The 23,815-nt window shown below is 37.2% G+C and carries 23 protein-coding genes, 1 riboswitch and 1 other annotated feature; of the genes, 21 read left to right on the forward strand and 2 right to left on the reverse strand.

All coding sequences use genetic code 11. The features are described 5' to 3' along the window. The first annotated feature begins 152 nt into the window (after positions 1-152). From holB to rsmI, 5 genes are all read left to right on the forward strand, one after another. Positions 153-1,133: a DNA polymerase III subunit delta' gene (gene holB / locus QME45_04750; GenBank protein MDI6617971.1), complete on the forward strand. Its 981-nt coding sequence runs from the start codon at positions 153-155 to the stop codon at positions 1,131-1,133. Between the two features lie 2 nt (positions 1,134-1,135). After that, complete coding sequence (locus QME45_04755) at positions 1,136-2,038, forward strand: stage 0 sporulation family protein (protein MDI6617972.1); 903 nt, start codon at positions 1,136-1,138, stop codon at positions 2,036-2,038. A 151-nt stretch (positions 2,039-2,189) separates the two neighbouring features. Then, positions 2,190-2,360, forward strand: coding sequence for a 4Fe-4S binding protein (locus tag QME45_04760; GenBank protein ID MDI6617973.1), 171 nt, complete (start codon positions 2,190-2,192; stop codon positions 2,358-2,360). Positions 2,361-2,460: 100 nt separating this feature from the next. Beyond that, a complete protein-coding gene (locus QME45_04765) occupies positions 2,461-3,204 on the forward strand; it encodes a tRNA1(Val) (adenine(37)-N6)-methyltransferase (protein ID MDI6617974.1) in 744 nt (247 codons plus the stop codon). After that, on the forward strand, positions 3,204-4,055 hold the full coding sequence (rsmI, locus tag QME45_04770) for a 16S rRNA (cytidine(1402)-2'-O)-methyltransferase (protein MDI6617975.1): 852 nt from the start codon (positions 3,204-3,206) through the stop codon (positions 4,053-4,055). The genes QME45_04765 and rsmI overlap by 1 nt, the downstream gene beginning before the upstream one ends. 44 nt (positions 4,056-4,099) lie before the next feature. Here the strand turns inward: rsmI and QME45_04775 are convergent, their stop codons facing one another. Further along, positions 4,100-4,354: an AbrB/MazE/SpoVT family DNA-binding domain-containing protein gene (locus QME45_04775; GenBank protein MDI6617976.1), complete on the reverse strand. Its 255-nt coding sequence runs from the start codon at positions 4,352-4,354 to the stop codon at positions 4,100-4,102. A gap of 397 nt (positions 4,355-4,751) precedes the next feature. Here QME45_04775 and QME45_04780 point away from each other — a divergent pair, with 397 nt between their 5' ends. The 6 genes from QME45_04780 (at position 4,752) to QME45_04805 (ending at position 11,715) form a co-directional block, all read left to right on the forward strand. Then, complete coding sequence (locus tag QME45_04780; protein ID MDI6617977.1) at positions 4,752-5,249, forward strand: DUF6106 family protein; 498 nt, start codon at positions 4,752-4,754, stop codon at positions 5,247-5,249. Positions 5,250-5,376: 127 nt separating this feature from the next. Next, complete coding sequence (locus QME45_04785) at positions 5,377-5,715, forward strand: hypothetical protein (GenBank protein MDI6617978.1); 339 nt, start codon at positions 5,377-5,379, stop codon at positions 5,713-5,715. A gap of 159 nt (positions 5,716-5,874) precedes the next feature. Continuing rightward, positions 5,875-7,008 (forward strand): glycosyltransferase family 4 protein, encoded by a 1,134-nt coding sequence (locus tag QME45_04790; protein MDI6617979.1) that lies wholly within the window; start codon positions 5,875-5,877, stop codon positions 7,006-7,008. 57 nt (positions 7,009-7,065) lie between these two features. Continuing rightward, positions 7,066-7,980 (forward strand): glycosyltransferase family 2 protein, encoded by a 915-nt coding sequence (locus tag QME45_04795; protein MDI6617980.1) that lies wholly within the window; start codon positions 7,066-7,068, stop codon positions 7,978-7,980. A 203-nt stretch (positions 7,981-8,183) separates the two neighbouring features. Next, positions 8,184-8,393: a binding site (T-box leader), on the forward strand. Positions 8,394-8,431: 38 nt separating this feature from the next. Further along, positions 8,432-10,849, forward strand: a complete 2,418-nt coding sequence (gene leuS, locus QME45_04800; GenBank protein MDI6617981.1) for a leucine--tRNA ligase — start codon at positions 8,432-8,434, stop codon at positions 10,847-10,849. Positions 10,850-11,214: 365 nt separating this feature from the next. Beyond that, the gene (locus QME45_04805) at positions 11,215-11,715 is read left to right on the forward strand and encodes a VanZ family protein (GenBank protein ID MDI6617982.1); all 501 of its coding nucleotides are present in this window, start codon (positions 11,215-11,217) and stop codon (positions 11,713-11,715) included. A 78-nt stretch (positions 11,716-11,793) separates the two neighbouring features. Here QME45_04805 and QME45_04810 read toward each other — a convergent pair whose 3' ends face one another. Beyond that, positions 11,794-13,170, reverse strand: a complete 1,377-nt coding sequence (locus QME45_04810) for a hypothetical protein (protein MDI6617983.1) — start codon at positions 13,168-13,170, stop codon at positions 11,794-11,796. 524 nt (positions 13,171-13,694) lie between these two features. Here QME45_04810 and QME45_04815 point away from each other — a divergent pair. From QME45_04815 to QME45_04860, 10 genes are all read left to right on the forward strand, one after another. Next, positions 13,695-14,063, forward strand: coding sequence for a DUF6514 family protein (locus tag QME45_04815; GenBank protein ID MDI6617984.1), 369 nt, complete (start codon positions 13,695-13,697; stop codon positions 14,061-14,063). A gap of 403 nt (positions 14,064-14,466) precedes the next feature. Further along, on the forward strand, positions 14,467-14,853 hold the full coding sequence (acpS, locus tag QME45_04820; protein MDI6617985.1) for a holo-ACP synthase: 387 nt from the start codon (positions 14,467-14,469) through the stop codon (positions 14,851-14,853). After that, positions 14,850-16,406 (forward strand): NAD(P)H-hydrate dehydratase, encoded by a 1,557-nt coding sequence (locus QME45_04825; protein ID MDI6617986.1) that lies wholly within the window; start codon positions 14,850-14,852, stop codon positions 16,404-16,406. Before acpS ends, QME45_04825 begins: the two co-directional genes overlap by 4 nt. A gap of 158 nt (positions 16,407-16,564) precedes the next feature. Then, the gene (locus QME45_04830; GenBank protein ID MDI6617987.1) at positions 16,565-17,203 is read left to right on the forward strand and encodes an outer-membrane lipoprotein carrier protein LolA; all 639 of its coding nucleotides are present in this window, start codon (positions 16,565-16,567) and stop codon (positions 17,201-17,203) included. Positions 17,204-17,238: 35 nt separating this feature from the next. Then, positions 17,239-18,420 carry an alanine racemase gene (alr, locus tag QME45_04835; GenBank protein MDI6617988.1) on the forward strand — a complete coding sequence of 394 codons (1,182 nt, stop codon included), beginning with the start codon at positions 17,239-17,241 and terminating at the stop codon, positions 18,418-18,420. Between the two features lie 126 nt (positions 18,421-18,546). Continuing rightward, complete coding sequence (locus tag QME45_04840; protein MDI6617989.1) at positions 18,547-18,867, forward strand: CopG family transcriptional regulator; 321 nt, start codon at positions 18,547-18,549, stop codon at positions 18,865-18,867. Beyond that, entirely contained in the window at positions 18,827-19,183 is a 357-nt protein-coding gene (locus QME45_04845) for a type II toxin-antitoxin system PemK/MazF family toxin (protein ID MDI6617990.1), read from the forward strand. Before QME45_04840 ends, QME45_04845 begins: the two co-directional genes overlap by 41 nt. A 143-nt stretch (positions 19,184-19,326) precedes the next feature. Beyond that, a riboswitch (TPP riboswitch) is annotated at positions 19,327-19,427 on the forward strand. 118 nt (positions 19,428-19,545) lie between these two features. Further along, entirely contained in the window at positions 19,546-20,193 is a 648-nt protein-coding gene (gene thiT / locus QME45_04850) for an energy-coupled thiamine transporter ThiT (GenBank protein MDI6617991.1), read from the forward strand. Between the two features lie 243 nt (positions 20,194-20,436). Beyond that, complete coding sequence (rlmD, locus tag QME45_04855; protein MDI6617992.1) at positions 20,437-21,807, forward strand: 23S rRNA (uracil(1939)-C(5))-methyltransferase RlmD; 1,371 nt, start codon at positions 20,437-20,439, stop codon at positions 21,805-21,807. Between the two features lie 448 nt (positions 21,808-22,255). Beyond that, complete coding sequence (locus QME45_04860; GenBank protein MDI6617993.1) at positions 22,256-23,701, forward strand: hypothetical protein; 1,446 nt, start codon at positions 22,256-22,258, stop codon at positions 23,699-23,701. Positions 23,702-23,815 lie beyond the last annotated feature (114 nt).

Here is a 23,815-nt window from a genome sequence, read left to right on the forward strand (position 1 = left end):
AGGGTAACTTCCACTTTAAGAGGATAAGGGGTGGAACTTAATTTGATAATTGAGTCGGGACTTAAATTTCCCTTATTGAGGCAAAGTTAAAGTTTTATTCTATTAGATATGCTATAATAGTAGTTATAAAATACTACCGGAAGGATGCTAATATGGTATTTGAAGATATTGTGGGACAAAATAATATCATAAAATATTTAAAAAATACAATAGCAAATAAGAGGGTTTTTCACGCATATCTGTTCTGCGGACCTGATGGGATAGGAAAGAGTATTGTGGCATCTGTATTTGCCAGGACTCTAAATTGCGCAAATAAGGGGCTGAACCCATGTGGAACGTGTCCTTCATGCATTAAAGCGAGGGATGGGAATCATCCCGATATTACAGATTTAAGGCCGGCATCTAAGTCGATATCGGTAAATGATATAAGAGAATTGCAGATAAATATGCAAAAAAAGCCGTATGAAGATGGCGTGAAAGTATATATAATACATGAAGCCGAAAAGATGACCGAGCAGGCTCAAAATGCGCTTCTTAAGATACTTGAGGAACCTCCTGAGCATGTTATTATAATACTTCTTACATTTAACCAGTATTTGCTCTTAAATACAATAAGATCAAGATGCCAGATATTAAAATTCAGCAGGGCACCTGAAAAAGCCATAGAGGATTATTTGATTTTCAGAAAACAAGTTCCCGAAAGGGAGGCAAGGTTTGCCTCAGCTTTTTCCGGAGGTATCTTTCAAAAGGCTGTTGAATTTATAGCCGATGACAAGCTTAAAGCGGATAGAAATGATGTAATCAAACTTTCACTAAATATTTATAAAAAGGACAAGATAGATGTCCTTTCGTATGTTGATTACTTTACTGAGAACAAGGATAATATTATGAGTATACTCGATATAATGGTATCCTTATTCAGGGATATTTTGATTTATAAGGAAAGCGGCAGCAAAAGATATATTATTAATTTGGATAAAAGCGAGCTTATAGAATCGGAATGTAAAAGATATACGTATGGGGTCCTGAATAAAATTATAACTTACATTAAAGAGGCATATAGAAATATAAGTTTAAATGTCAATTATCAGCTTTCCATTGAAAATATGCTTCTTAAAATACAGGAGGGATAGGATTGATAACGGTTGTAGGTGTAAGATTTAAAAAAGCTGGGAAAATATATTATTTTGACCCTGCTAATATAGCTGTAAAGGTCGGAGATCCTGTAATAGTCGAAACTGCAAGAGGTATAGAATACGGCGAGGCTGTTTTAGGTCCAAAGCAGATAGGTGAGGATGAAATAATTGCACCGCTCAAGAAAGTTTTAAGGGTGGCCGATGATAGAGATAAAGCAAAAAATGAAGAAAATAAAGTTAAGGAAAAGCAGGCCTTTGAAATATGTTTAAAAAAAATAGAAGAGCACGGGCTGTCAATGAAACTTATAGATGTTGAATATACATTTGATAATAATAAGGTAATATTTTATTTTACAGCCGATGGAAGAGTGGATTTCAGAGAATTGGTAAAAGATCTTGCCTCTGTATTCAAAACGAGGATCGAGCTCAGGCAGATAGGGGTGAGGGATGAAGCTAAAATGGTCGGCGGCCTCGGGCCATGTGGCAGGCCTCTATGCTGTCGAACATTTCTCGGAGAGTTTGAACCTGTATCTATAAAGATGGCAAAGGAGCAGAATTTGTCTTTGAATCCAACAAAAATATCGGGAATCTGCGGGAGATTGATGTGCTGCTTAAAATACGAACAAGAGACTTACGAATGCATAAGGAAGGTTTTGCCAAAGGTTGGGAGCATTGTAAATACTCCGGCCGGGAAGGGTGAAGTAATAGAAAACAGCGTCGTAAAGGAATGTGTAAAGGTCAAGGTAAAAATGAACAACGATGAGGAAGTAAAGACTTTTCCGATCTGCGCAATATCTATGGTGAAGGGTGAAACTGAAGGCGAAGTTTCCGATGAGAATATCAAAATTGAACAGGGCGATGAAGTAACTCCCGAAGAGATTAAAAATCTTTTTAAAGAATAATTTCATTTGAAAGATGTAAAAAATACTCTAATATTCTCAAAATATAAAAAATGTGTCTGATGCAAATTAATTATCTTTTAATATTGCATGGTTGGTGATAAAATAAAATGTGGACATGTTATGTTCTTGTGATTATTGGAGGTGAAATTATATGGCATATAAAATTACCGATGCTTGTGTAAGCTGTGGAACATGTGAATCGGAGTGCCCGGTAAATGCAATTTCTCAGGGTGATACGAAATATGTAATAGATCCGGATAAATGCATAAGCTGTGGCAATTGTGCTAATGTTTGCCCGGTTGGAGCACCTGAAGAGGAATAAAATAATATTAAAGAAGGCCTTTATTTCAAAGGCTTTTTTTAATATTATTTCAATTTCACTAGAGCATTATGAAAGTTTTGTTAAATCGTATGGAGGAATCATGGAGATTAAGATAAAAGAAAATGAAAGGATAGATGATCTGGAATGCAAGGGCCTTAAGATAATACAGGCTAAAGATGGGTTTTGCTTTGGCATAGATGCGGTACTTCTTGCAAATTTTGCAGTTGTGAAAAGGGGACAGAGAATAATCGACCTGGGCACAGGTACCGGTGTAATACCGATATTGCTCTCAGGTAAAACCGAAGCTTCAGAAATTGTGGGAATTGAGATACAGGAAGATATGGCAGAGATGGCGCAAAGAAGCGTAATGTTAAACGGATTAGCCGATAAAGTGAAAATAATAAACGAAGATCTTAAGAATGCCGTGAATATTTTTGGAAAGGAAAGCTTTAGTATCGTCATCACCAATCCGCCGTATAAACATTTCGGTTCGGGTATTATTAACCCCTTTGATAAGCTTGCGATTTCGAGGCATGAAATAAAGTGCACGCTGGAGGATGTAATATCCGTATCAGCTATGCTTCTTAAGAACAACGGGCACTTTTATATGGTGCATAGACCCGAAAGAATTGTAGATATAATATATTTAATGAGAAATAATAAAATAGAGCCTAAGTCCATAAGGTTCGTGCAGCCTTATGATGATAAAAAGCCCAACCTTATGCTTATAGATGGATTGAAAAATGGTAAGCCGTTTTTAAAATTTTTAGATCCGTTAATAATATATGATAAAAATAAAAATTATACCCGGGAAATAATCGACATATACGGGAGAGATAAATAATGACAGGAAAATTGTTCTTATGCGGTACACCGATTGGAAATCTGGAAGATATAACTGAGAGAGCAAAGCGTATATTAAGTGAAGTGGATTTAATAGCTGCAGAAGATACCAGGCAAACTCTGAAGCTGTTAAATCATTTCGATATAAAGAAGGAACTGGTGAGTTACCATGAACATAACAAGATTGAAAGGGGACCGAAGCTGATTGAAAGTTTAAAAGCAGGGCTTAATATTGCATTAGTTACCGACGCCGGCATGCCGGGAATATCGGATCCGGGAGAGGACATTGTAAGGCTTTGTATCGATGAGGGTATAGGGGTGGAAGTTATACCTGGTCCCACGGCATCCATAACCGCTCTTGTGATATCAGGATTCCCTACAAGAAGATTTATATTTGAAGGTTTTCTTCCTAAAGGCGGCAAGGAGAGAAGGAAAATAATCGAAGAACTTAAAAATGAAACGAGGACGGTTATAGTATATGAAGCACCTCACAGGATAAAGGCAACATTAAAAGAACTTTATGAATGCCTGGGTGATAGGGAAATTGCAATATGCCGCGAATTGACTAAAAAATTCGAAGAGGTAATAAGAACGGGCTTGAAGGATGCATCAAGAATATATGACGACAGGGAGCCAAAGGGGGAGTTTGTTATAGTAATAAAGGGAAAAAGCGTCGAGGATATAGAAAAACAGAACCAAAAAGTATGGGAAAATATATCCGTTGACGATCATATAAATATGTATATTAAAAGGGGTATGAACAAAAAAGATGCCATGAAAAAAGTCGCAAAAGATAGGGGAGTTTCAAAACGCGATATATATAAACAACAATTGACAAGCCGTGACAATTAAAAAAATGGGTCAACCCGATTTATGGATTAACCCATTTTTGATTATCACTCTTCAATTTTTTTCGTCTTTATATCTTCCAGACATTTTCTGCAGATATTCTTGCCCTTATATTGAAGAACATCTCTAGCCTGTCCACAAAATATGCATGCTGGTTCGTATTTCTTTAAAATTATCTGTTCGCCATCTACATATATTTCCAAGGCATCCTTTTCAGCAATGTCCAGAGTTCTCCTTAATTCGATAGGGATAACGACTCTTCCAAGCTCGTCTACCCTTCTTACAATACCTGTTGATTTCATTCTATCTCCTCCTTTTCAGCATATATCGACATCACTACATAAAAATAGTAACAGAACTGCCAATAAAAGTCAATATGTTTTGAAGAAATTTTACATTATTGTATATATTTTTTGTAGTTTAGCAAAAGATGACTGAAAAATAAGAATTTATGGTATGTGATGCATCCAAAGGTACTTCAATTCGCAATTTGAAATCAGGCCTTAGAACTTACAAAACTTGAATCTGGCGAATGAGTGTTCAAAATAACATAAGTTCATATTACGAATCGAAGATCCAAAGGTAAATTGTGTAAGCCTGGATAAAATATATATGATATACTATAATTATATGGGAAACAGTTTTAATTTCAAGCTTAAAGATTATAGAGCATTTTTAATAAGTATTGGAGGATAAAAGATGGATAGGTATCATGAACAATTAACTTCTGCCTATAAAAGTGGGCTTCACGGTTTTTACAGCATTCTTTCTATTTTTCTTGCTTTTTTGTGTTTAGTTACAATATTTAATGTTCCGGTAGCAGGTATAATATTTGGCGGATTGGCGGTACTTTGTTATTTTCTGAAACGCCGTGAGTTTGTAGAATTTGAATATTCTTTTACAAGCGGCGAAATAGATATCGATAAAATAATAGAAGCCAAAAGGAGAAAAAAGGTTATCAATTTTGATATAAATGAAATCATTATGATGGCACCTGTTGGGAGCACTTTTCTGGATGGCACGCCAAAGGGAAAGAAGATTATAGCATATCCTAAAAATACAAAAGAAAGGATATTTGAAATTGTTTTAAACAAAAACGGAGAGGTCAAGGATATTTATTTCATTCCTGATGATGAGTTTGTCACGCTGTGCTTCAGGAGCAATCCTAGAAGTGTTAAGAAAAAGGATTTTGTATAAAAGGGCTTGCGTTTAATATATACCAGTATATACCCGGAACAGCAAAATATTATGTTGGCTGATCGATATTAGCATTTTTACTATGGCAGCATATTATATTACTGTTAATAAATTTCTGGAGGTATATATGTATCCATTTGAATATTACTGCCCATACTTGTGCGGAGAGTGCATGTATGCTGATGACGGCATGTACAGAACTGATGATGACGTATCGGAAAATGCCGAACAAAATGTGAAGGCTGATGCGGAAAATGCTGAAGAGAATAAAGACAGGCAATTTCCGGGAGCTTCACCGCAGGGGGCACCTGGCAAAACGGATGATGCTGCCAGGATATTGAGAATGATCGAAAAAAATAATCCTGCCTTGATAAGGACAATGATGGCATACAATATTCCATATTGGGATGTCAGGAGAATTATAGGCAGAATAATAAGTTTGACATTGAAATATCGTCATGAATAACTTATATGCCGGATGATATCCGGCATATACATATTTGCCGGCTAAAATGAGTTTTACCTAACTTAAAATTCAGCCGGCATATTTTGATAAAAGCGGTATAATTTTTTTAAGATGGCTTGAAGTACATTAATTAAAGTCCATAATAGGAAGGCGGAATATATGAAGATATGCATATTGACGACGGGGCACAGCGCTATGGACGACAGGATATTCTATAAAGAAGCATTGTCCCTTAAAAAAGTATACGATGATGTAACAATAATAGCGCCGGATGAAAGGGATAGCTACATTAAAGATGGAATTAACATAATAGGCGTCAAGAAGCCCAACTCACTCTATGAAAGATTTCGTCTGGTGGATACTGTGGTAAATGAGGCTATAAAAAATAGGGCGGACATATATCATTTCCACGATTTCGAAATCATCTATAAGGTATTAAAAATAAAGAAGTATTTGCCGGATTCAAAAATAATTTATGATGTACATGAATATTTTCCCGACATGGTGAGAATGTCAAAGAAAATACCGAAACTGATAAAGCCATTCATGACTTTTTTTGTTGATAAGACGGAATTAATAAAGGCAAGAAAGTTTGATTATATAATTACGGCTGATGATGCGGTTAAGGAAAGATTTTGCCATGTAAATAAGAAAGTCGATGTTATATATAATTTTTCCGAATTCAAGACACTGAAGGAAGATAAATTTAAAAAAAAGTATGATGTGATTTATCAGGGTGGAATAACTATGGAAAGAGGAGTATTCAATGCAGTTAGGGCAATTGAGATTGTAAAAAAGAAAAAGCCGGATATTAAAATGATATTCGTAGGGCCTTTTGACGATAAGGAAGACAGGAAAAAAGTATATGATTACATAGAAGAAAAATGTCTATCAAAAAATATTATATTTATCGGAAAGGTGCCGCATACCGATGTGGAAAGTTATATAAGAAGTTCTAAAATCGGAATTGTAACACTGCTTCCGTTTCCGAAATACTTTAAAAATATACCTATCAAACAGTTTGAATATATGAGCTGCGGCATACCGGTAGTGGGGAGCGATCTGCCGCCGATCAAGAAATTTGTTAAAAGCTATAACAGCGGAATAATTGTTGATCCGACGAAGCCCCAGGAAATTGCCGATGCTATAGATAAGCTGCTCGATGACCGGGAGTTATGCAAGAAACTTGGGGAAAATGGAATAAAAGCAGTATCTGAATCTTATAACTGGAACAATATGGAGATTAAACTCCTCAATATATACAAAAGCTTACAGTCAGATATGAAGTGCTGATTATTGGGACGAATATAAAAAGCCGATATAAAAGTTTGAGCTTGGAGAGTGGTATATATGGCGGAAAATATCGATGTTTCCATTATAATAGTAAACTGGAATGCTAAAAACCTCTTAAAAAAATGCATAGATTCGATAATTATGAAAGAAAATAGAATGAAATATGAGATTATTGTTATTGACAATAATTCAAATGATGGAAGTCGGGATCTTTGCGAACATAATTACGCAAACTCTGTCAGACTAATAAAAAACAGGCAGAACAGAGGTTTCGCAGCAGCAAATAATCAAGGAATTAAAGAGTCTAAGGGTAAATTCATACTCCTTTTAAACAGTGACACGGAAGTTCTGGATAATGCCCTGGATAAATGTTTTGAATATATATCATCCCATAAAGATATAGGCTTGATTGGCTGCAGGCTTTTAAACAGCGATGGCACGCTGCAGTACTCATGTTATAATTTTAATTCCATATTAAGGTCAATTATATTTAAGATTGGCGCTGCAAAGATTATCAGGTCTGATAAAAGGTATAAATATGAGGGATTGATCACTAGTGCCGACTATGATTCCCTGATGGACGTCGACTATGTATGCGGGGCGTTTATGATGTTCAGAAGAGAAATAATAGATAAAATAGGTCTTCTCGATGAAAGGTTCTTTATGTATGCTGAGGAAGCAGATTATTGTGCAAGGATAAAGAATGCCGGCTACAGGATTGCTTATTTTCCCGAAGCATCGGTTATACATCATGGCGGAGGGAGCAGCAAATCCATAAGCGTGCTTTCGGAGAACAGGAGAATTATCAGCCGCCTTCTTTTCATAAAAAAACATAAGGGAAATTTATACTTCAATGTATATAGATTTTTTTCGATTTTAGTTGCCGCAGCCAATATTATATCGGGAGATGAAGATAGAAGATCGAGAGGCAGGTCGAAGTTAAAGGCCATACTGAAATTAAAATATGAATAAGGTCACAGTACATACAGCAATTGGAATAATACTCTTCCTTTGATTCGTAATCTGAAATCAGGCATAAATAGGCTTATGTTATTTTGAGCGACGAATGAGTGTTCAAAATAACATAAGCTAGCTCATATTACGAATCGAAGATATTCTTCAAATACAATTGATTTTTGTAATTCTATTTGTTAGAATGTATCTAATAGATGAATATCGGGTCAATGAAAAGGAGCAGTAAGATCGGATGCCGGAAAGAGAGCTGCTGGTTGGTGGAAAGCAGTGCGGTGGAAGGTCCGAACTCGCCTTGGAGGTGCTGGGGTGAATTTATTAGCCGCAGCCGGAGTTATTTCCGTTAGCAAATTTAAAGTGGCAGTTATAATGCTGCAAGTAGAGTGGTACCGCGAAAGCCTTTCGTCTCTTTAGAGATGAAGGGCATTTTTAATTTAAGGAGGAGTTTTTCTTGAACGAAAATGATTATGATCCTAAGAAGATTGAGAAAAAGTGGCAGGATATATGGGATAAGGAGGAAGCATTCAAGGCTAAGGATGACAGATCAAAGCCTAAATATTATGCTCTTGTAGAGTTCCCGTATCCATCAGGTAAGGGATTGCATGTTGGACATCCGAGACCATATACCGCCCTTGATATCATAGCAAGGAAAAGAAGGATGGAAGGGTATAATGTACTTTTTCCGATGGGATGGGATGCGTTTGGGCTTCCTACGGAAAATTATGCCATTAAAAATAAGATACATCCTAAAATAGTAACTGAAAATAATGTGAGAAGATTTAAGAAACAGTTAAAATCACTAGGATACTCGTTTGATTGGTCAAGGGAGATAAACACAACGGATCCTTCATATTATAAATGGACCCAGTGGATATTCTTAAAACTTTTTGAGCATGGTCTTGCCTATAAAGCCGAAATGCCTATAAACTGGTGCACGCAATGTAAGGTTGGGCTTGCAAATGAGGAGGTTGTAAACGGTGTCTGTGAGCGTTGCGGCGGAGAGGTAGTAAGAAAGGTCAAAAAGCAGTGGATGCTCAAAATCACGGATTACGCGCAGAAACTTTTAGATGACCTTGATAAAGTCGATTATATCGATAAAGTAAAGGCACAGCAGAGAAACTGGATAGGACGATCAGAGGGAGCAGAGGTAGATTTCAAAATAGCCGGGAAGGACGATGCTTTAACAGTATTTACAACCCGTCCCGATACGCTGTTTGGAGCGACATATATGGTTTTATCCCCTGAACATCCAATCATCGATAAGTATAAAAAAGAGATTAAAAATTGGGAAGATATACAAAGTTACAGGGAGAATGCAAACAGAAAGTCGGATTTTGAAAGGACACAGATTGTGAAAGACAAAACAGGTGTTCCGTTAATGGGTATAAACGCAATAAACCCCGTTACTCAAAAGGAGATACCGATATGGATATCCGATTATGTGCTTATGACCTATGGGACAGGTGCAATCATGGCGGTGCCTGCCCATGATGAGAGGGATTTTGAATTTGCGAAAAAATTCGGATTGCCTATCATAGAGGTAGTAAAAGGCGGAAATATCAGCGACGCAGCTTATACGGACACAGAATCAGGCGTCCTGGTTAATTCCGGGTTTTTAAATGGCCTTGAGGTCAATGATGCAAAGAAAAAGATGATTTCATACCTTGAAAAAAATGGAATAGGGAAAAGGAAAGTAAATTATAAATTGAGAGATTGGGTATTTTCACGCCAGAGGTACTGGGGAGAGCCTATTCCATTGATACACTGTGAAAAATGCGGATGGGTTCCTGTGCCGGAGGAAGAACTCCCCGTGACTCTTCCTGAAGTAAAAAACTATATGCCCACGGACAACGGGGAGTCGCCGCTTTCAACCATCAGAGATTGGGTGGAGACAAAATGCCCTAAATGCGGGGGTTATGCTGAAAGAGAGACGGATACGATGCCTCAATGGGCAGGCTCGTCATGGTATTACTTAAGATATACCGACCCGCATAATGATAAGGCTTTTGCATCAAAGGAAAATATGGACTATTGGCTTCCTGTCGACTGGTATAACGGAGGAATGGAGCATACGACTCTTCACCTTCTCTATTCAAGATTCTGGCATAAATTCCTATATGATATAGGATATGTTCCAACACCCGAACCATATATAAAGAGAACATCTCATGGGATGATACTTGGCGAGAACAATGAAAAGATGTCAAAGTCGAGAGGCAATGTGATCAATCCGGATGATATCGTAAATGAATTCGGTGCGGATACCCTGAGAACCTATGAGATGTTCATAGGTGCATTTGACCAGAGCGTTCCATGGTCCAACCAGGGTGTAAAAGGATGCCGGAGATTTTTAGACAGGGTATGGAAGTTAAAATATATGTTGGTCGAAGGAGATTCTTATTCAAAAAAGCTTGAAACAAAGGTCAATAGAACTATTAAGAAAGTAAGCTTGGATTTTGAACAGATGAAGTATAATACGGCTATTGCAGCGATGATGGCGCTTGTAAATGATTTTTATGCTGCAGGGAAAGTCACGAGAGGAGAAATGAAGACTCTTTTGATATTATTGAACCCGGTTGCTCCCCATATAACCGAAGAATTGTGGCAACAGCTTGATTTCGGAGGCAGGCTTTATTCCCAGAAGTGGGTTACATGGGACGAATCAAAAACAGTAGAGGATTCGGTGGAAATAGCCGTGCAGATTAACGGCAAGCTTAAAGGTAGAGTCGTTATTTCGCTTGGCGACAGCAACGATGATGTAAAGAAAAAAGTCTTTGCAGATGACGATATTAAAAAGTTTGTAGACGGGAAGAAAATTATAAAAGAGATTTACGTCCCAGGCAGAATTTATAATATTGTTGCAAAATAAAATACATTGGATTATATGTTATGTATTCTGATGAGGGAGGCTGCACAATGAGCTATAACATCTTAAAATGGCGGTAAAAATGAAAACAAATAGCTGATGCAGTCAGATAGTCTCTGCCCTATAGAATTATGAATCCTTGATTAAAGTCATTATTGCAATAAAAAGCAGGTAGCATAATATTTTTGCTTATGCCCTGCTTTTTTATGTGGAAATATTTTGGGTTACCTGTTAGAATTAAATATATGCTGTATAAATTCCCAAAATATTATTAAAAAATATAAATATAAAGGGTTATGTTTGATATAATAGGTACAGACAGCTTCCTTAAGTATTTACTGTTTCTGTACAAGAAGGGATGTTATTATATGAACAACAGTAAAATAAAAAGCTCGATAAAAATATTGCTGTGGGCCGTATTTGCCTTGTACTTATATAATCTTATAAATATTCAACTTATGCGAGGATATACTGTTTCGGAAGTTTTTGAGACTCTGAGGAGCCTTAATTTAACAAATTTTGAAGTGTATGCAAAACATTCCATAAGCATAATTCCCTTAAAGACAATTTATGAATATGTAACAAACAGTTCGAAGAATGGTTACTGGTATGTATTGAACAATATAGGTGGGAAAATATTAATTTTTATGCCTCTTACTTTTATCCTGCCGTTTCTTTTTAAAAAGTTAAGGGATTGCCGGAGGATATTGCTGCTTTCGTTCTGTATAAGTTTGTTCTTTCAGATAATGGCGCTTATTTTAAGGACAGGCCTGTTTGCTACAGATAATATAATATTGAATGTACTCGGTGGATTCTTTGGATATTTATGTTTTCATGCATTTTTGATGTATACGGAAAAAATACTATAATATATATACATCCATATGAATATATTGTTATGGAAGTTCTATATTAGCTGTCAAAGTAATAGCCGCGTGATGCGGCTATTACTGCAGGTTGCAGCCTCCGACTATTTCAACTGACGACGATGATGGGATATTTAAAGGGGGCAAAAATATCTGGCTCTCATGTGCAGGCAGCAATTGCATAAGAGTGCCTGTTATTTTAGCAGGGGATTTAAATGCTGAGGTTGATACTACCACGAACTCGATAGGCAGTCGTACTCCTCCGCCAGATGGTATAGGCAAATCTTCATGCGATATATTAACTACGCTATTAGTAATATTCATGTTAAGTGAAACCCTGTTTCCGTTTTCAAAAGTAGCAGTACAACCGCAGAAATCCGTAAATTGGATTAGAACATCCCCGGGTATAAAGATTCTATCAAGTATCTTTACGGAAGTGTCAGGCGAAGTACCGGTATTCGCAACAGTTATATGATGTATTATTTTATTGTTTTCAGTAACCTTAATTGAACTTTCCCCTTTTAACCTTACAACATTTACAGTATTTGTACAGGTATCTGACGATGAAATAGTGCCGCACGATACTGTGGTTATATTTGTAAAAATATATGCACCGGGCTGCATAAACGAGTCTATCGGAACATCATATTTAAAGTTTATTGATTGACCGGCAATAATGCTGTTTATTTTTCCAAAGATCATGACTGTATTTTTAGATACTGTTGTGATTTCAAACTTTAAATCTACGGGAAGCAATAAGGGGGCAAGAGCAACATTGGCTCCATCGTAGCTGAGTATATCCTGAAATTTAATGTCCTCTAAATTTGAACCTCCCTCGTTTTTTATGGAAACGTTATATTCAAGTACGGCCGAATTATTTTTTATTATCAAACTGGATTTTTTCTCCGCCGTCAATTTATCGGGAATAGGGCATCCAGGCACTTTATATCCGTTCTGACATGCAAATTTTAAAATGTCATGTCCTGCTTTTACTGTAATGGGCTGGGATAATGCCGGATAATCTCCTGCTATGCTTATCCTGTATTCTACATGTGCGCCTCTTTCATATCTTCCGTTGTTTTCTATTTTAAGATATTGAAAACCTGAAGGCGCTTGACCAAAAGTTATATCATCTGGCAGCAGCATAAATGGTATAATATTGAATTTGCCGTAATTTTCGATTTTTTCCTCCACTATTATATTTTCTTTTGAAATATCATGGCATACAGGTATTAATATACTCTCGACGGGGTTTGCATAACCTCCGGATGAGCAATCAGAGAACAGACTGTATGTCCATACAGATATACCGGTTATTATATTAAAGCAAGGGTTATTTACAATGCTTCCATCCATCAGCGACTGACAAGCCGGCTGCATTACTGATATTCCGTTCTGTGACGGGCCGCTGCATAGATTTTTGTAAGGCAGCGTGTATGGTACGCATCTGTCGGCCATAGAATCACTTCCTTTATAAACTTCTCTTTCATTTTATAATATGCAACATATCATATATTTTTTATATTAGTGGATATAAAGAGAGATTATTTTTAGGATACTTTCTTTCAATTAGCTGTGAAAATATTCATAAAAGGGTGTTGACTTAAATACTTTTCAAATAATTATGGATATATTCTAGGGAAAATGCGGGTTTGAAATGATTTTAATAATTTTTATAATAATATTATAAAAATTATTAAAATTATAAAAAATCGTTCAACAACAATGTGTAATTTGCGACATTATTCATCTAATAAATGGGAATATATGTATGCATATATATTCATATATTTAGTTAATTATGTTAAACTGCAAAAAAATAAATTATATTGTCGAATGCTGAACTTATTTTCTATTCTGATGATATCACAATATTACAAAATATATAGGCGAATGGTGATAGAATATGCATTGTAAATTAATGATATTTTATTTATAAAGTTTCAAATCAAATCATAAAAATCTATAAGAGGTGATGGGGATTGAAAGAGACTGAAGTTTTTGCTGTAAAAACATTCCTAAATAGTTATCCTAAAAATAGGTATGCTAATTTTAGGTACATGCTTTTAGAAGATGAAAAGGAAATGAAAAATGCTGATCAGGTAACAAAAGTGAAGTGCTTTGGGGCAGAGATAATCCGGGAGGACTTGGATGGTGATTGCATTTATGCAAGAGAGAGCAATAGGATAGAATGCATTACACCTTATAGATACAAAGCGGTGCAGTTGCTCAAAAAATTATTTGATGGATGCGTATCTCCGATACATTTAATAGATATAGCAGGTCCCATTGTGGATGAGTGGGTATCCGACTTTGATTTGGAACAGGCAAGTGTGCAAAATTATATTTAATACATAGAACAAATCATGGAATATTTCGTCTGTAAATATAGATACTATTTTACGAGGTGACATATTCCATGAAGAAATTCTTTCTTGTACTAAGTATAATCGTACTCATAATTTTACTCTATGTAGGCATTACTAACAAGGTTCAGAAAATAAAATCGGGAGAAGAGAAACGCACTGAAACAGTCGTAATATATATAACCCAAACTCTGGGTTATTTTTTTTGTCCGAAATAAAGTTGATTTGTCCTAAGGCTGTGAGGTTAGAACTTACAAAACTTGAATCTGGCGAATGAGTATTCAAAATAACATAAGCTCAAATTGCGAATTGCCCCTTGCACTTTACGAAGTATTGACTTAAAGTATTATAATATATATTGTAATAATTATTTTTATGGGTGGAATTTATGAAAATACTTGGTACCGGAATTGATATAGTTGAAATCGGCAGGATAGAGGATGCTTCTGAGAGAAACACGACATTTTTGACCAGAATATTTACCACGGTTGAAATAGAATATTTTAAAAGCAAGGGTTTTAACCCGTGCCACACAGCCGGAACATTTGCGGCAAAGGAAGCTGTGTTCAAGGCATTGGGCAAGGGTATCGGCAGCATTAAGTTTAAGGATGTCGAAATTGTGAGGGAGAATAGTGGAAAACCCGTCGTTAATCTATATGGGAATGCGTTAAAATATTCATATTCAGCCGGCGTAAAAAATATATACATTTCTATTTCCCACAGCAGGGATTATGCAGTAGCATATGCTGTATCCGAAGGGGATGATAATGCATGAAGGCGGCTCTGTCTTCCCAGATGAGAAAAATCGATAGCGATGCTGTGAGCATTTATGGCATACCTGGTGTTTTACTTATGGAAAATGCCGCAATAAAATTATGCTCCCATATTGTCGATGTTGAAAAATATAAAAATGAAAAAATATGCATAGTATGCGGGAAAGGGAACAACGGTGGAGATGGCTTCACAGCGGCAAGGCATCTTGCGCTTTCCGGACGCAGTGTGATAATTTATTTGATAGGTGCCGGTAAAGACTTAAAGGGTGATGCTCTCACTAATTATATTATCGATAAGAATATGGGTATAGAAATATACGAAGTTCGATCCATGGATGGCTTGAATTTGCTAAAAAAAGATATAAAAGGCTCGGGAATTGTTGTCGACGGGCTTTTAGGGACAGGTATAAAGGGTGAAGTTAAGGGCCTGTATAAAGATATAATAGATATAATAAATGAGAATGCAAGGTTCGTTGTTTCAATAGATATACCATCGGGCGTGGATGCCGATACCGGCAAAGTATCGGGAGCTGCTGTGCTTGCGGATAGGACCGTGACATTTGCACTTCCGAAAATCGGGCTTTATACATTCCCCGGTGCCGATCATGCCGGAAGAGTTTATATAGAGGACATCTCAATGCCGCATGAATTAATAGAAAGGCAGAATATAAATACCGGAATCCTGACAGAATCGGACATATCAAATGTATTTTTGCCGAGAAAAAGGGATTCGAATAAAGGCACATATGGAAGAGCCCTTATAATAGGGGGCTCGGAGAATATGATGGGTGCTCCGGTTATGAGCATACTATCGGCGCTAAGGTGCGGGGCAGGGCTGGTCGAAGCATGTGTTCCTTCAAGCATACAGCAAAGGGTGGCACCCCTTGCTGTGGAAGCCATTGTAAAAGGGGTAAAAGATGAGGACGGGATAATTTGCAGCAATGCGCTGGATGAAATTTTGGATTCATTAAAGCATGCCTCATCTTATGCAATAGGTCCCGGGCTTACGGCAAGCGAAAGGCTTTTGGATATTTTATCCAATGTCATTGAAGAGGCGGATGTACCGGGAGTAATAGATGCCGATGGGTTAAATGTGCTGTCTTTGGATAAGTCAATATTAAAAGAATCGAAAAGCCAGATTATAATAACGCCTCACCCGGGAGAAATGGCAAGGCTGCTCAAAAGTAGCATTAAGGATATACAGAGTGACAGGATAGGCTGCGCCCGCGAGTTTTCATCGGAGTTTGGAGCAATAACCGTTCTTAAAGGGGCAAATACTGTTATAGCATCACCGAATGGTGAAGTATTTATAAATACCACGGGAAATCCTGGGATGGCAAAGGGCGGTTCAGGCGACATACTCACAGGAATGATAGCTTCATTGCTTGCCCAGGGTATAGAACCTTATGAAGCCTGCAAGGCCGGGGTATTTGTTCATGGCAGGGCCGGGGACATAGCATTGCAGCACAAGGGTGAATATGGAATGAAAGCAAGGGATATTATAGATAGTATACCCGATGCTATTTTATCCATAAACTGCAAAAGCATAGATTAGGCTAATTAACCTTAGCAACTGTAATAATATACTTAAGATAAAAATTTGTACTCTTCAGCAGAGCGAAAGCTAAGATATTTAAATAAAAATCATATTGGATGGGACAACTGAATATATATTAATAGTCAGTTAAAACACCTGCAGGAGGGAATTTCTTTTTGAAAAAACTGATTATTATTTTTATATCGGTTGTGCTTGCTGCGTCGTTCCTATGCTCTTGCAAGAAATCAAAAGATGATGATCTTTCAAGGGTTTATAAGATGATTGCCGACATGAATACGTATTCTGTAAATGCTGAAATAATTGTAAAGGGCAACAGAACAACGGAAAATTATAATGTGAAGCAATATTTCAAGTATCCCGACAGATACAGAATAGAAGTATTGAGTCCTGCAGAGAGGAAGGGCAAGGTAACTGCTTATGACGGGCAGTACCTCTGGATTTACGAGCCTTGGATAAAGCAGATGCATGTAATCGAAAAATATAAAGAGACAGAAGAGAGCGGAATGTTTCCAGGGTATTTTGCAGGAAATTTATTCACATCCGAACAGGCTGATTATGAATATAAGAAATTTGCAAATATCGACTGCATAGCTATAAAGGTAAAAGTACCCGGAGGGAATGCCTACAGGAAATGGCAGATACTATATATAAGCAGAAAAGATATGATACCGTTAAAAATGGAAATACTGGATTCTAAAGGCAATATTGCAGTTACGGTTTATTACAAAAATTTTGTATATAATGATAAAATAGATGATAATATATTCAGCAGGGACAGCGTTGGAAAAGCTTAATATTTAATTTGGCAGATGTACATAGGAGGAGAAAAATGTTCAGGGATTACAGACCACTTTGGGTTGAAATTGATCTTGATAATTTAAAATATAATATCGATGAGATCAAAACGACGATAGGTAAAAATACGGAGTATATATCTGTAGTAAAGGCAAACGGATATGGACATGGGGCTGTGGAAACTGCAAAAATATGCAGGGAGTGCGGCATCAACTGGTTTGCAGTCGCCATGCTTGATGAGGCGATGGAGCTTAGAAATGCTGGTTTTGATTCAAATATACTGATACTTGGCTACACCCCTTCCTCATTGGCGCATGCGGTTGTCGAAAATGGCATAAGCCAGACGTGTTTTTCATATGAATTGGCGGAGAAGTTATCCGAGGCGGCAAGAGATACAGGAAAGACAGCAAAAATCCATATTGCTGTCGATACCGGTATGGGAAGGATAGGTTTTTTGCCTGATGAAAGAAGCGCAAAGATAATAAAAGAGATAAGCAGCCTGCCGAATTTAAAAATAGAAGGGATATTTACGCATTTTGCTTCGGCGGACGAAAGGGATAAGGAATATACATATACCCAATTCAAAAGATTTACCAAGTTTTTGGACATTTTAAAATCGCTTAAAGTAGACTATGGCATGAGGCATGCCGGAAATAGCGCCTGCTTAATGGACCTACCCGATTTTGATCTCGATGCGGTAAGGCCCGGGATAATACAGTATGGAATGTATCCGTCGGATGAAGTTATGAAAGGCAGAATAAAATTAAAGCCTGTTATGTCTGTAAAAGCAAATATTGTACATGTCAAGGAAGTTGAAGCGGGAACATCCATAAGCTATGGTAGGAAATTCAAAGCACAGAGAAGATGTAAAATAGCTACGATTCCCATAGGGTATGCCGACGGCTATACCAGGGTCCTTTTCAATAAGGCGCAGGTTATTGTAAACGGCAAGCTTGCTCCTGTAGTGGGAAATATATGCATGGATCAGTGCATGGTAGACGTTACGGATGCCGGAGATGTGAATATAGGTGATGAGGCTGTCATAATGGGAAAACAAGGGGATATAAATATATCTGCAGAGGATATTGCCTCGCAAATAGGTACGATCAATTATGAAGTTGTCTGCATGTTTAGCAAGAGGGTTCCACGGGTATACATAAGGGATGGGAAAGCAATAAAAGTTAAAAGTTATGTATCTTTAGAGCCTTCTAAATAATATTAAATGAAAAATTGGAAATACTGTTATTATATGCAAACTTGAAACTATATTTGACACTATTGGTGTACATACATTATAAATAAGAAAGAATACATAAGATATTAAATTAGGGGGTAGTTTCGTATGGCTGAATCAAAAAAAATTGAAGTGAACCTCCCGGAAAGCATATTAAGAGAATGCGATGAAATTTTGAATAAAGATAATAAAAATATAAGTGAATTTATTAAGGATGCTGTAATAGTATATATTGAGGAGAGGAAAAGATACAGAATAAGAGAAACAATGAAGAATGGGTACATTGAAATGTCAAAGGTCAATCAGGAGATTGCAGAATTTGGCTTTGCCATGGATCTAAGTGATCTGTGTGAATATGAAGCAAGGCTCGCGGAGTGTGATATTATAGATGACGATGGCGGTAAAAAGAGGAGATATATTCTATGCTGACTTGAGTCCGGTCATCGGATCTGAACAGGGGGGCGTAAGGCCGGTGCTTATCGTCCAAAATGATATAGGCAATAAATATAGCCCGACGGTTATAATAGCGGCGATCACATCACAGATTAATAAGGCAAAGTTGCCCACCCATATTGAAATTAGTTCTGCTGAATACGGACTAAACAAGGATTCAGTCATACTGTTAGAGCAAGTCAGGACAATAGATAAAAGACGGTTGAAAGAAAAAATAGGGCACATAAGCGATGAATTGATGGTTAAAGTGGATTCTGGATTAGGCATAAGCCTTGGTTTAAAAGAAATATAAGGAGAAAACCTCTTCATAAAGGGTTGCCTCAAAATAAATTTCGTATACAATGTATTTATTGTATAGTTTCTTTATTTTGAGACAGCCTTTTTAAAATTTAGTTGTAAATTATCAATCTATGTAATATAATAAACGTGAAAAAATTAATGTGCTAGGGGTGCCTGAAAGGCTGAGAGATGATTTTCATCAACCCTTTAAACCTGATCTGGATAATACCAGCGTAGGAAAGCTTTCGATGTATTTAAGCTGCAGTCCGCGATGGCTGCAGTTTTTTATTTAAAGAAGCCTGACCTATAATACAATTTATAAAAAATCTTTTATAAAAATCGTTCATAAACCTGACAGCACTTTGAGCACAAAAAATGGAGGTTATATTATTGAAAGGGTTTTCATTTATAAAAAACATCAGTGAAATTTTTAGCCATCCTGTATCATTGATAGCACTTATAGGAGTAATAATATTGATATTCGTTCTCCTGCATACCAGAAAGGTAAAGCTGGACACAAAGACTATTGCATATATAGGAGTGGCATTGGCATTATCTACAATACTAAGCCTGATAAAGTTATATCAATTTCCGCAAGGGGGAAGCGTAACGCTTGGAGCAATGGTGCCGATACTTCTTATGGCATTTTTGTATGGCCCTGAGGTTGGTTTTCTTACGGGATTTTTATATGGAATCATAACTCTGATTATCGAGCCATATATACTCCATCCTGTACAGGTGCTTTTTGACTATCCCCTTCCGTTCATGGCTTTAGGAATCGCAGGCTATTTTAAGGATAAAAAGTTGCTGGGAACAATCATTGCGATATTCTTAAGATTTGTATGCCATGTAATATCCGGTGTCGTGTTTTTTGCCCAGTATGCACCAAAAGGAATGTCGCCTCTTATATACTCTATCGGGTATAATGGTTCATACTTAGGCATCGATGCGATAATATGCATAGCGATCATATCCGTGCTGCCTCTTAAACGCATTTATTATATAATAAATAAAAAGAGTTGAGGCTTCGCTAATTAAAAGTTTTTAAAGGAGTTATATGTTTTATTTATTGTGGTTATAATTATAGACAGGCTTATAAGAGGGCTTAATTCTACATCTGCACATCTTACGATGTGCTTTTTTTTATATTATTATATGCGATGCAGTGGTATTATTATATATACAGACATAAAGCAGAGGGTGTATGTATATTATTTGAAGAATAATAAAATATATACTCTAAAACAAGTGAGAGGAAGTTTTGATATGTCCGGTATTCCTGTCGAAAAAAATAAAGATTATGAAATAGATATCGACAACTTAGGTTATGAGGGAGAAGGAGTTGGACAGTTTAATAATTTTAAAATATTTGTACCCGGAGCCTTAATAGGTGAAAGAGTGGAAATAAAAATTGTCAAAGTAAGCAAGAACTTTGCATTCGGTAAGCTTATAAGGGTTATTAAAGCATCGGCAGACAGGATTGAACCTTTATGCTCATTGAAAAGGTGCGGCGGGTGCCAGCTTTTACATCTTGCATATGATGCACAGTTAAGGTATAAGAAGCACAGGGTGCAGGAATGCATTGAGAGAATAGGAAGACTTGACCCATCGCTGGTGCATGACACTATCGGAATGAAAAACCCGTATAGATATCGAAATAAAGCCCAGTTTCCTGTGGAAATGAAAAATGGGAATATTGTTATAGGTTTTTTTGCCCCACGGTCCCATGAAGTCATCGATACGCCGTCATGCCTTATACAGGATGATATGAGCAATCAGGTCATAAAAGTGGTTAAAGACTGGGCACAGCATAACAGCATATCCGTATATGATGAAAGGGATAGAATCGGAATCTTAAGACATGTCATGGTAAGAAAAGCATTTAAAACTGGAGAAATGATGGTCGTCATAGTTACTAACGGCTGCGAAATGCCGTTTAAGGACGAACTTATTGAAAGACTGCGTACTAAAATTCCTGCCGTTAAAAGCATTATACAAAATATAAACAGAGAAGCTACAAATGTCGTTCTAGGCAGGGATAACAAGACTCTGTTCGGAAGCGACAGGATAGTCGACTATATCGGCAATTTAAAATTCCAAATATCTCCTTTATCTTTTTTCCAGGTTAATCCCTATCAGACAGAGGCGCTCTATAATAAAGTAATCGAATATGCTGATCTTAGAGGGAATGAGACAGTTATAGATGCATACTGCGGTACGGGAACAATATCCCTATTTGTCGCCCAAAAAGCTAAAAAGGTATATGGAGTGGAAGTGGTTGAGGCGGCTATAGCTGATGCAAAAAAAAATGCTGCGGAAAACGGCATATGCAATGCGCAGTTTATAGCGGGAAAATCCGAAACTGTCATACCGGAGCTATATAAACAAGGAATGAAGGCGGATGTAATCATCGTCGATCCCCCAAGGAAAGGCTGCGAATTGGGACTGCTAACTACGATTGCGTCTATGAAACCCGAAAAACTCATCTACGTATCCTGTGATCCGGGTACCCTTGCAAGGGATTTGAGGTATCTAAGCCAGAATGGCTTTGAAGTTAGGGACATCCAGCCATTTGACATGTTCGCTCAGACAGCACACGTTGAGACGGTAGTATTGATGTCACGGGTTGAGAAGTAAGTGTGCGAAAAGCCCAGGAATACTGGCGCTTCCGGGGTTTGCGGGCAAAAATCCAACGCGCCGAAATCGTCAAAATATCGCTTCGTGGGAACAAGTCCAGAGGGCGGATTTCGGGCGCGAGTGAACGATATTGATGTTGGCGGTTCGCGTGTGTACAGGATAGATGTTTCGGGGATTTAGGGGTTGGTGTGTGAACGGGATTGATGTTTTTTGAATTTGGCGGGGTTGTGTGAATGGGATAGATGTTAAGATAAAATAATCAAGGAATATGGAAAATATTATGGCAGATTTTTTGATTTCAGCGACCGTGAGAATGTTGAATCATAACATCCGCTTCCGACCTCGGCAGTGTTCCGGCTGACCTCGGACGTTTTCAGCCTGATATTTTACAACAACCCACAGGAAGCCGTGTTCAAGGCTCTGGGCGTGGAATAAGGAGGGAATGAAAATGAATTACGATATGAATTGGATAAGCGATAGTGGTATCTATAACACGCCCGTCAAAGATGGGCGTGTTTGGAGTTGCTCATTCATTATTCATCAAGGTAAACTTGTGTTGATTTCATGCCAACTGTCCATAAATGGAGAAAAAATAGGACCAGCTGGCAGCACTGTTACAAGCGAAATTGTTTCTTCGTTTCATAACTGTTGGGTTAGGTTATGCGGTTGCAACGCTCAATACTATGTGCTTTCGAGGCAAACCAATAACAATGAGTTTGAGATACAGTTTTTATATCGACACTATGGAGACTCCCAAAATGATGATATTACAAAAATAACGATTGACAAAGTTATGATAGCTTCGCCTACAATTAACCGGTTTTACATAGATAGCGCCAATCTTTCGGAGTTAAAGAAATCACCGTCGAAAGGCATAAATCATACTTATAAATTATTGAAAAAAAACTTCACATTGGATATGCCTATTGTCAATGGGATAAAGAAGATCAATTTCGATTTTGCTCTAAAGGCTGAGTCTTTGGAGAGCGGATTTTTGGTGGACGGCATTTCGAGTTCAATTGATGTAAAAGTCCTGTTTTGCTTTTACTGTAACAATAATGAGAATTTCTCTTTTGAAGAGATACAGCGTCTGACCATGATCGCTCATGATTTTCTATCTTTCATCTGTTTTGAAGAGGTTGATGCACTTACTGGAATTGAACTCTTAACCGTTGGTTGCAACGGTTTGTCAGAGTGCCACAGATTATATATTCCAGAAGCAAAATCGTTTCCCAACAGAGAACGTCCGATAATCAATTATTCGGATCTGAAACTTAACGGTATGAAAGCTGTAATACAGGAATTGCTCAATGGGAGCATTGATACGCGACTAATGTTTCCTATCTGCAAGGGAATGATTTACAATGTCGACATTTTAAGATATTGTGCAGCCATTGAGCATGAAGTGGGACAAAATAGCAAATACGAAAAAACTGCTAAAAAAATTCGTAAAGGAATAGGTCATGACAACATCAATGCACAACTAAGTGAACTTAAAAAATCTGTCAAGAGTGAATACCGCGATGATTTTAACTCTGCTGTGATGGTTTTCCAGAAGTTTGATGGAAGACTGGCAAGTAAACTTATGTTTGCTCATGAACAGATTCTCGCCCTCTATGATGAGAAAATACAAAAGGATAGCTGGCTTTATGTTACCAACGAAAGGGTCATTACCCGAATCAAGAATCTTCGGAATGGCTTGGCTCATGGGCTACGTGAAGAAAGATATCGGAGTTGGCAATCACGAGATGCCGATTTTCTGCAGGCTATGCTTTATATGTTGATTCTTTCGAGGCTCAAAGTTTCAAAGCCCGTCATCAGGAAAGTTTGCATAAAGGCCTTCGGCCTTTTAGAAGATCTAATGCACAAAAAAAGCCCTGATAGTGATCCGTAATATGTTCGAGCCAACAAAAAGTTCTTCGGAATGTCCCCGGTTATCAGCATTTATTGGTATAGAATTGAATGAGCAAGGCATTCTGCTTAACGCAGAGCGCCTTTTTCATCTTCA

It is taken from the genome of Clostridiales bacterium (assembly GCA_030016385.1).
Classification (GTDB): domain Bacteria; phylum Bacillota; class Clostridia; order Clostridiales; family Oxobacteraceae; genus JASEJN01.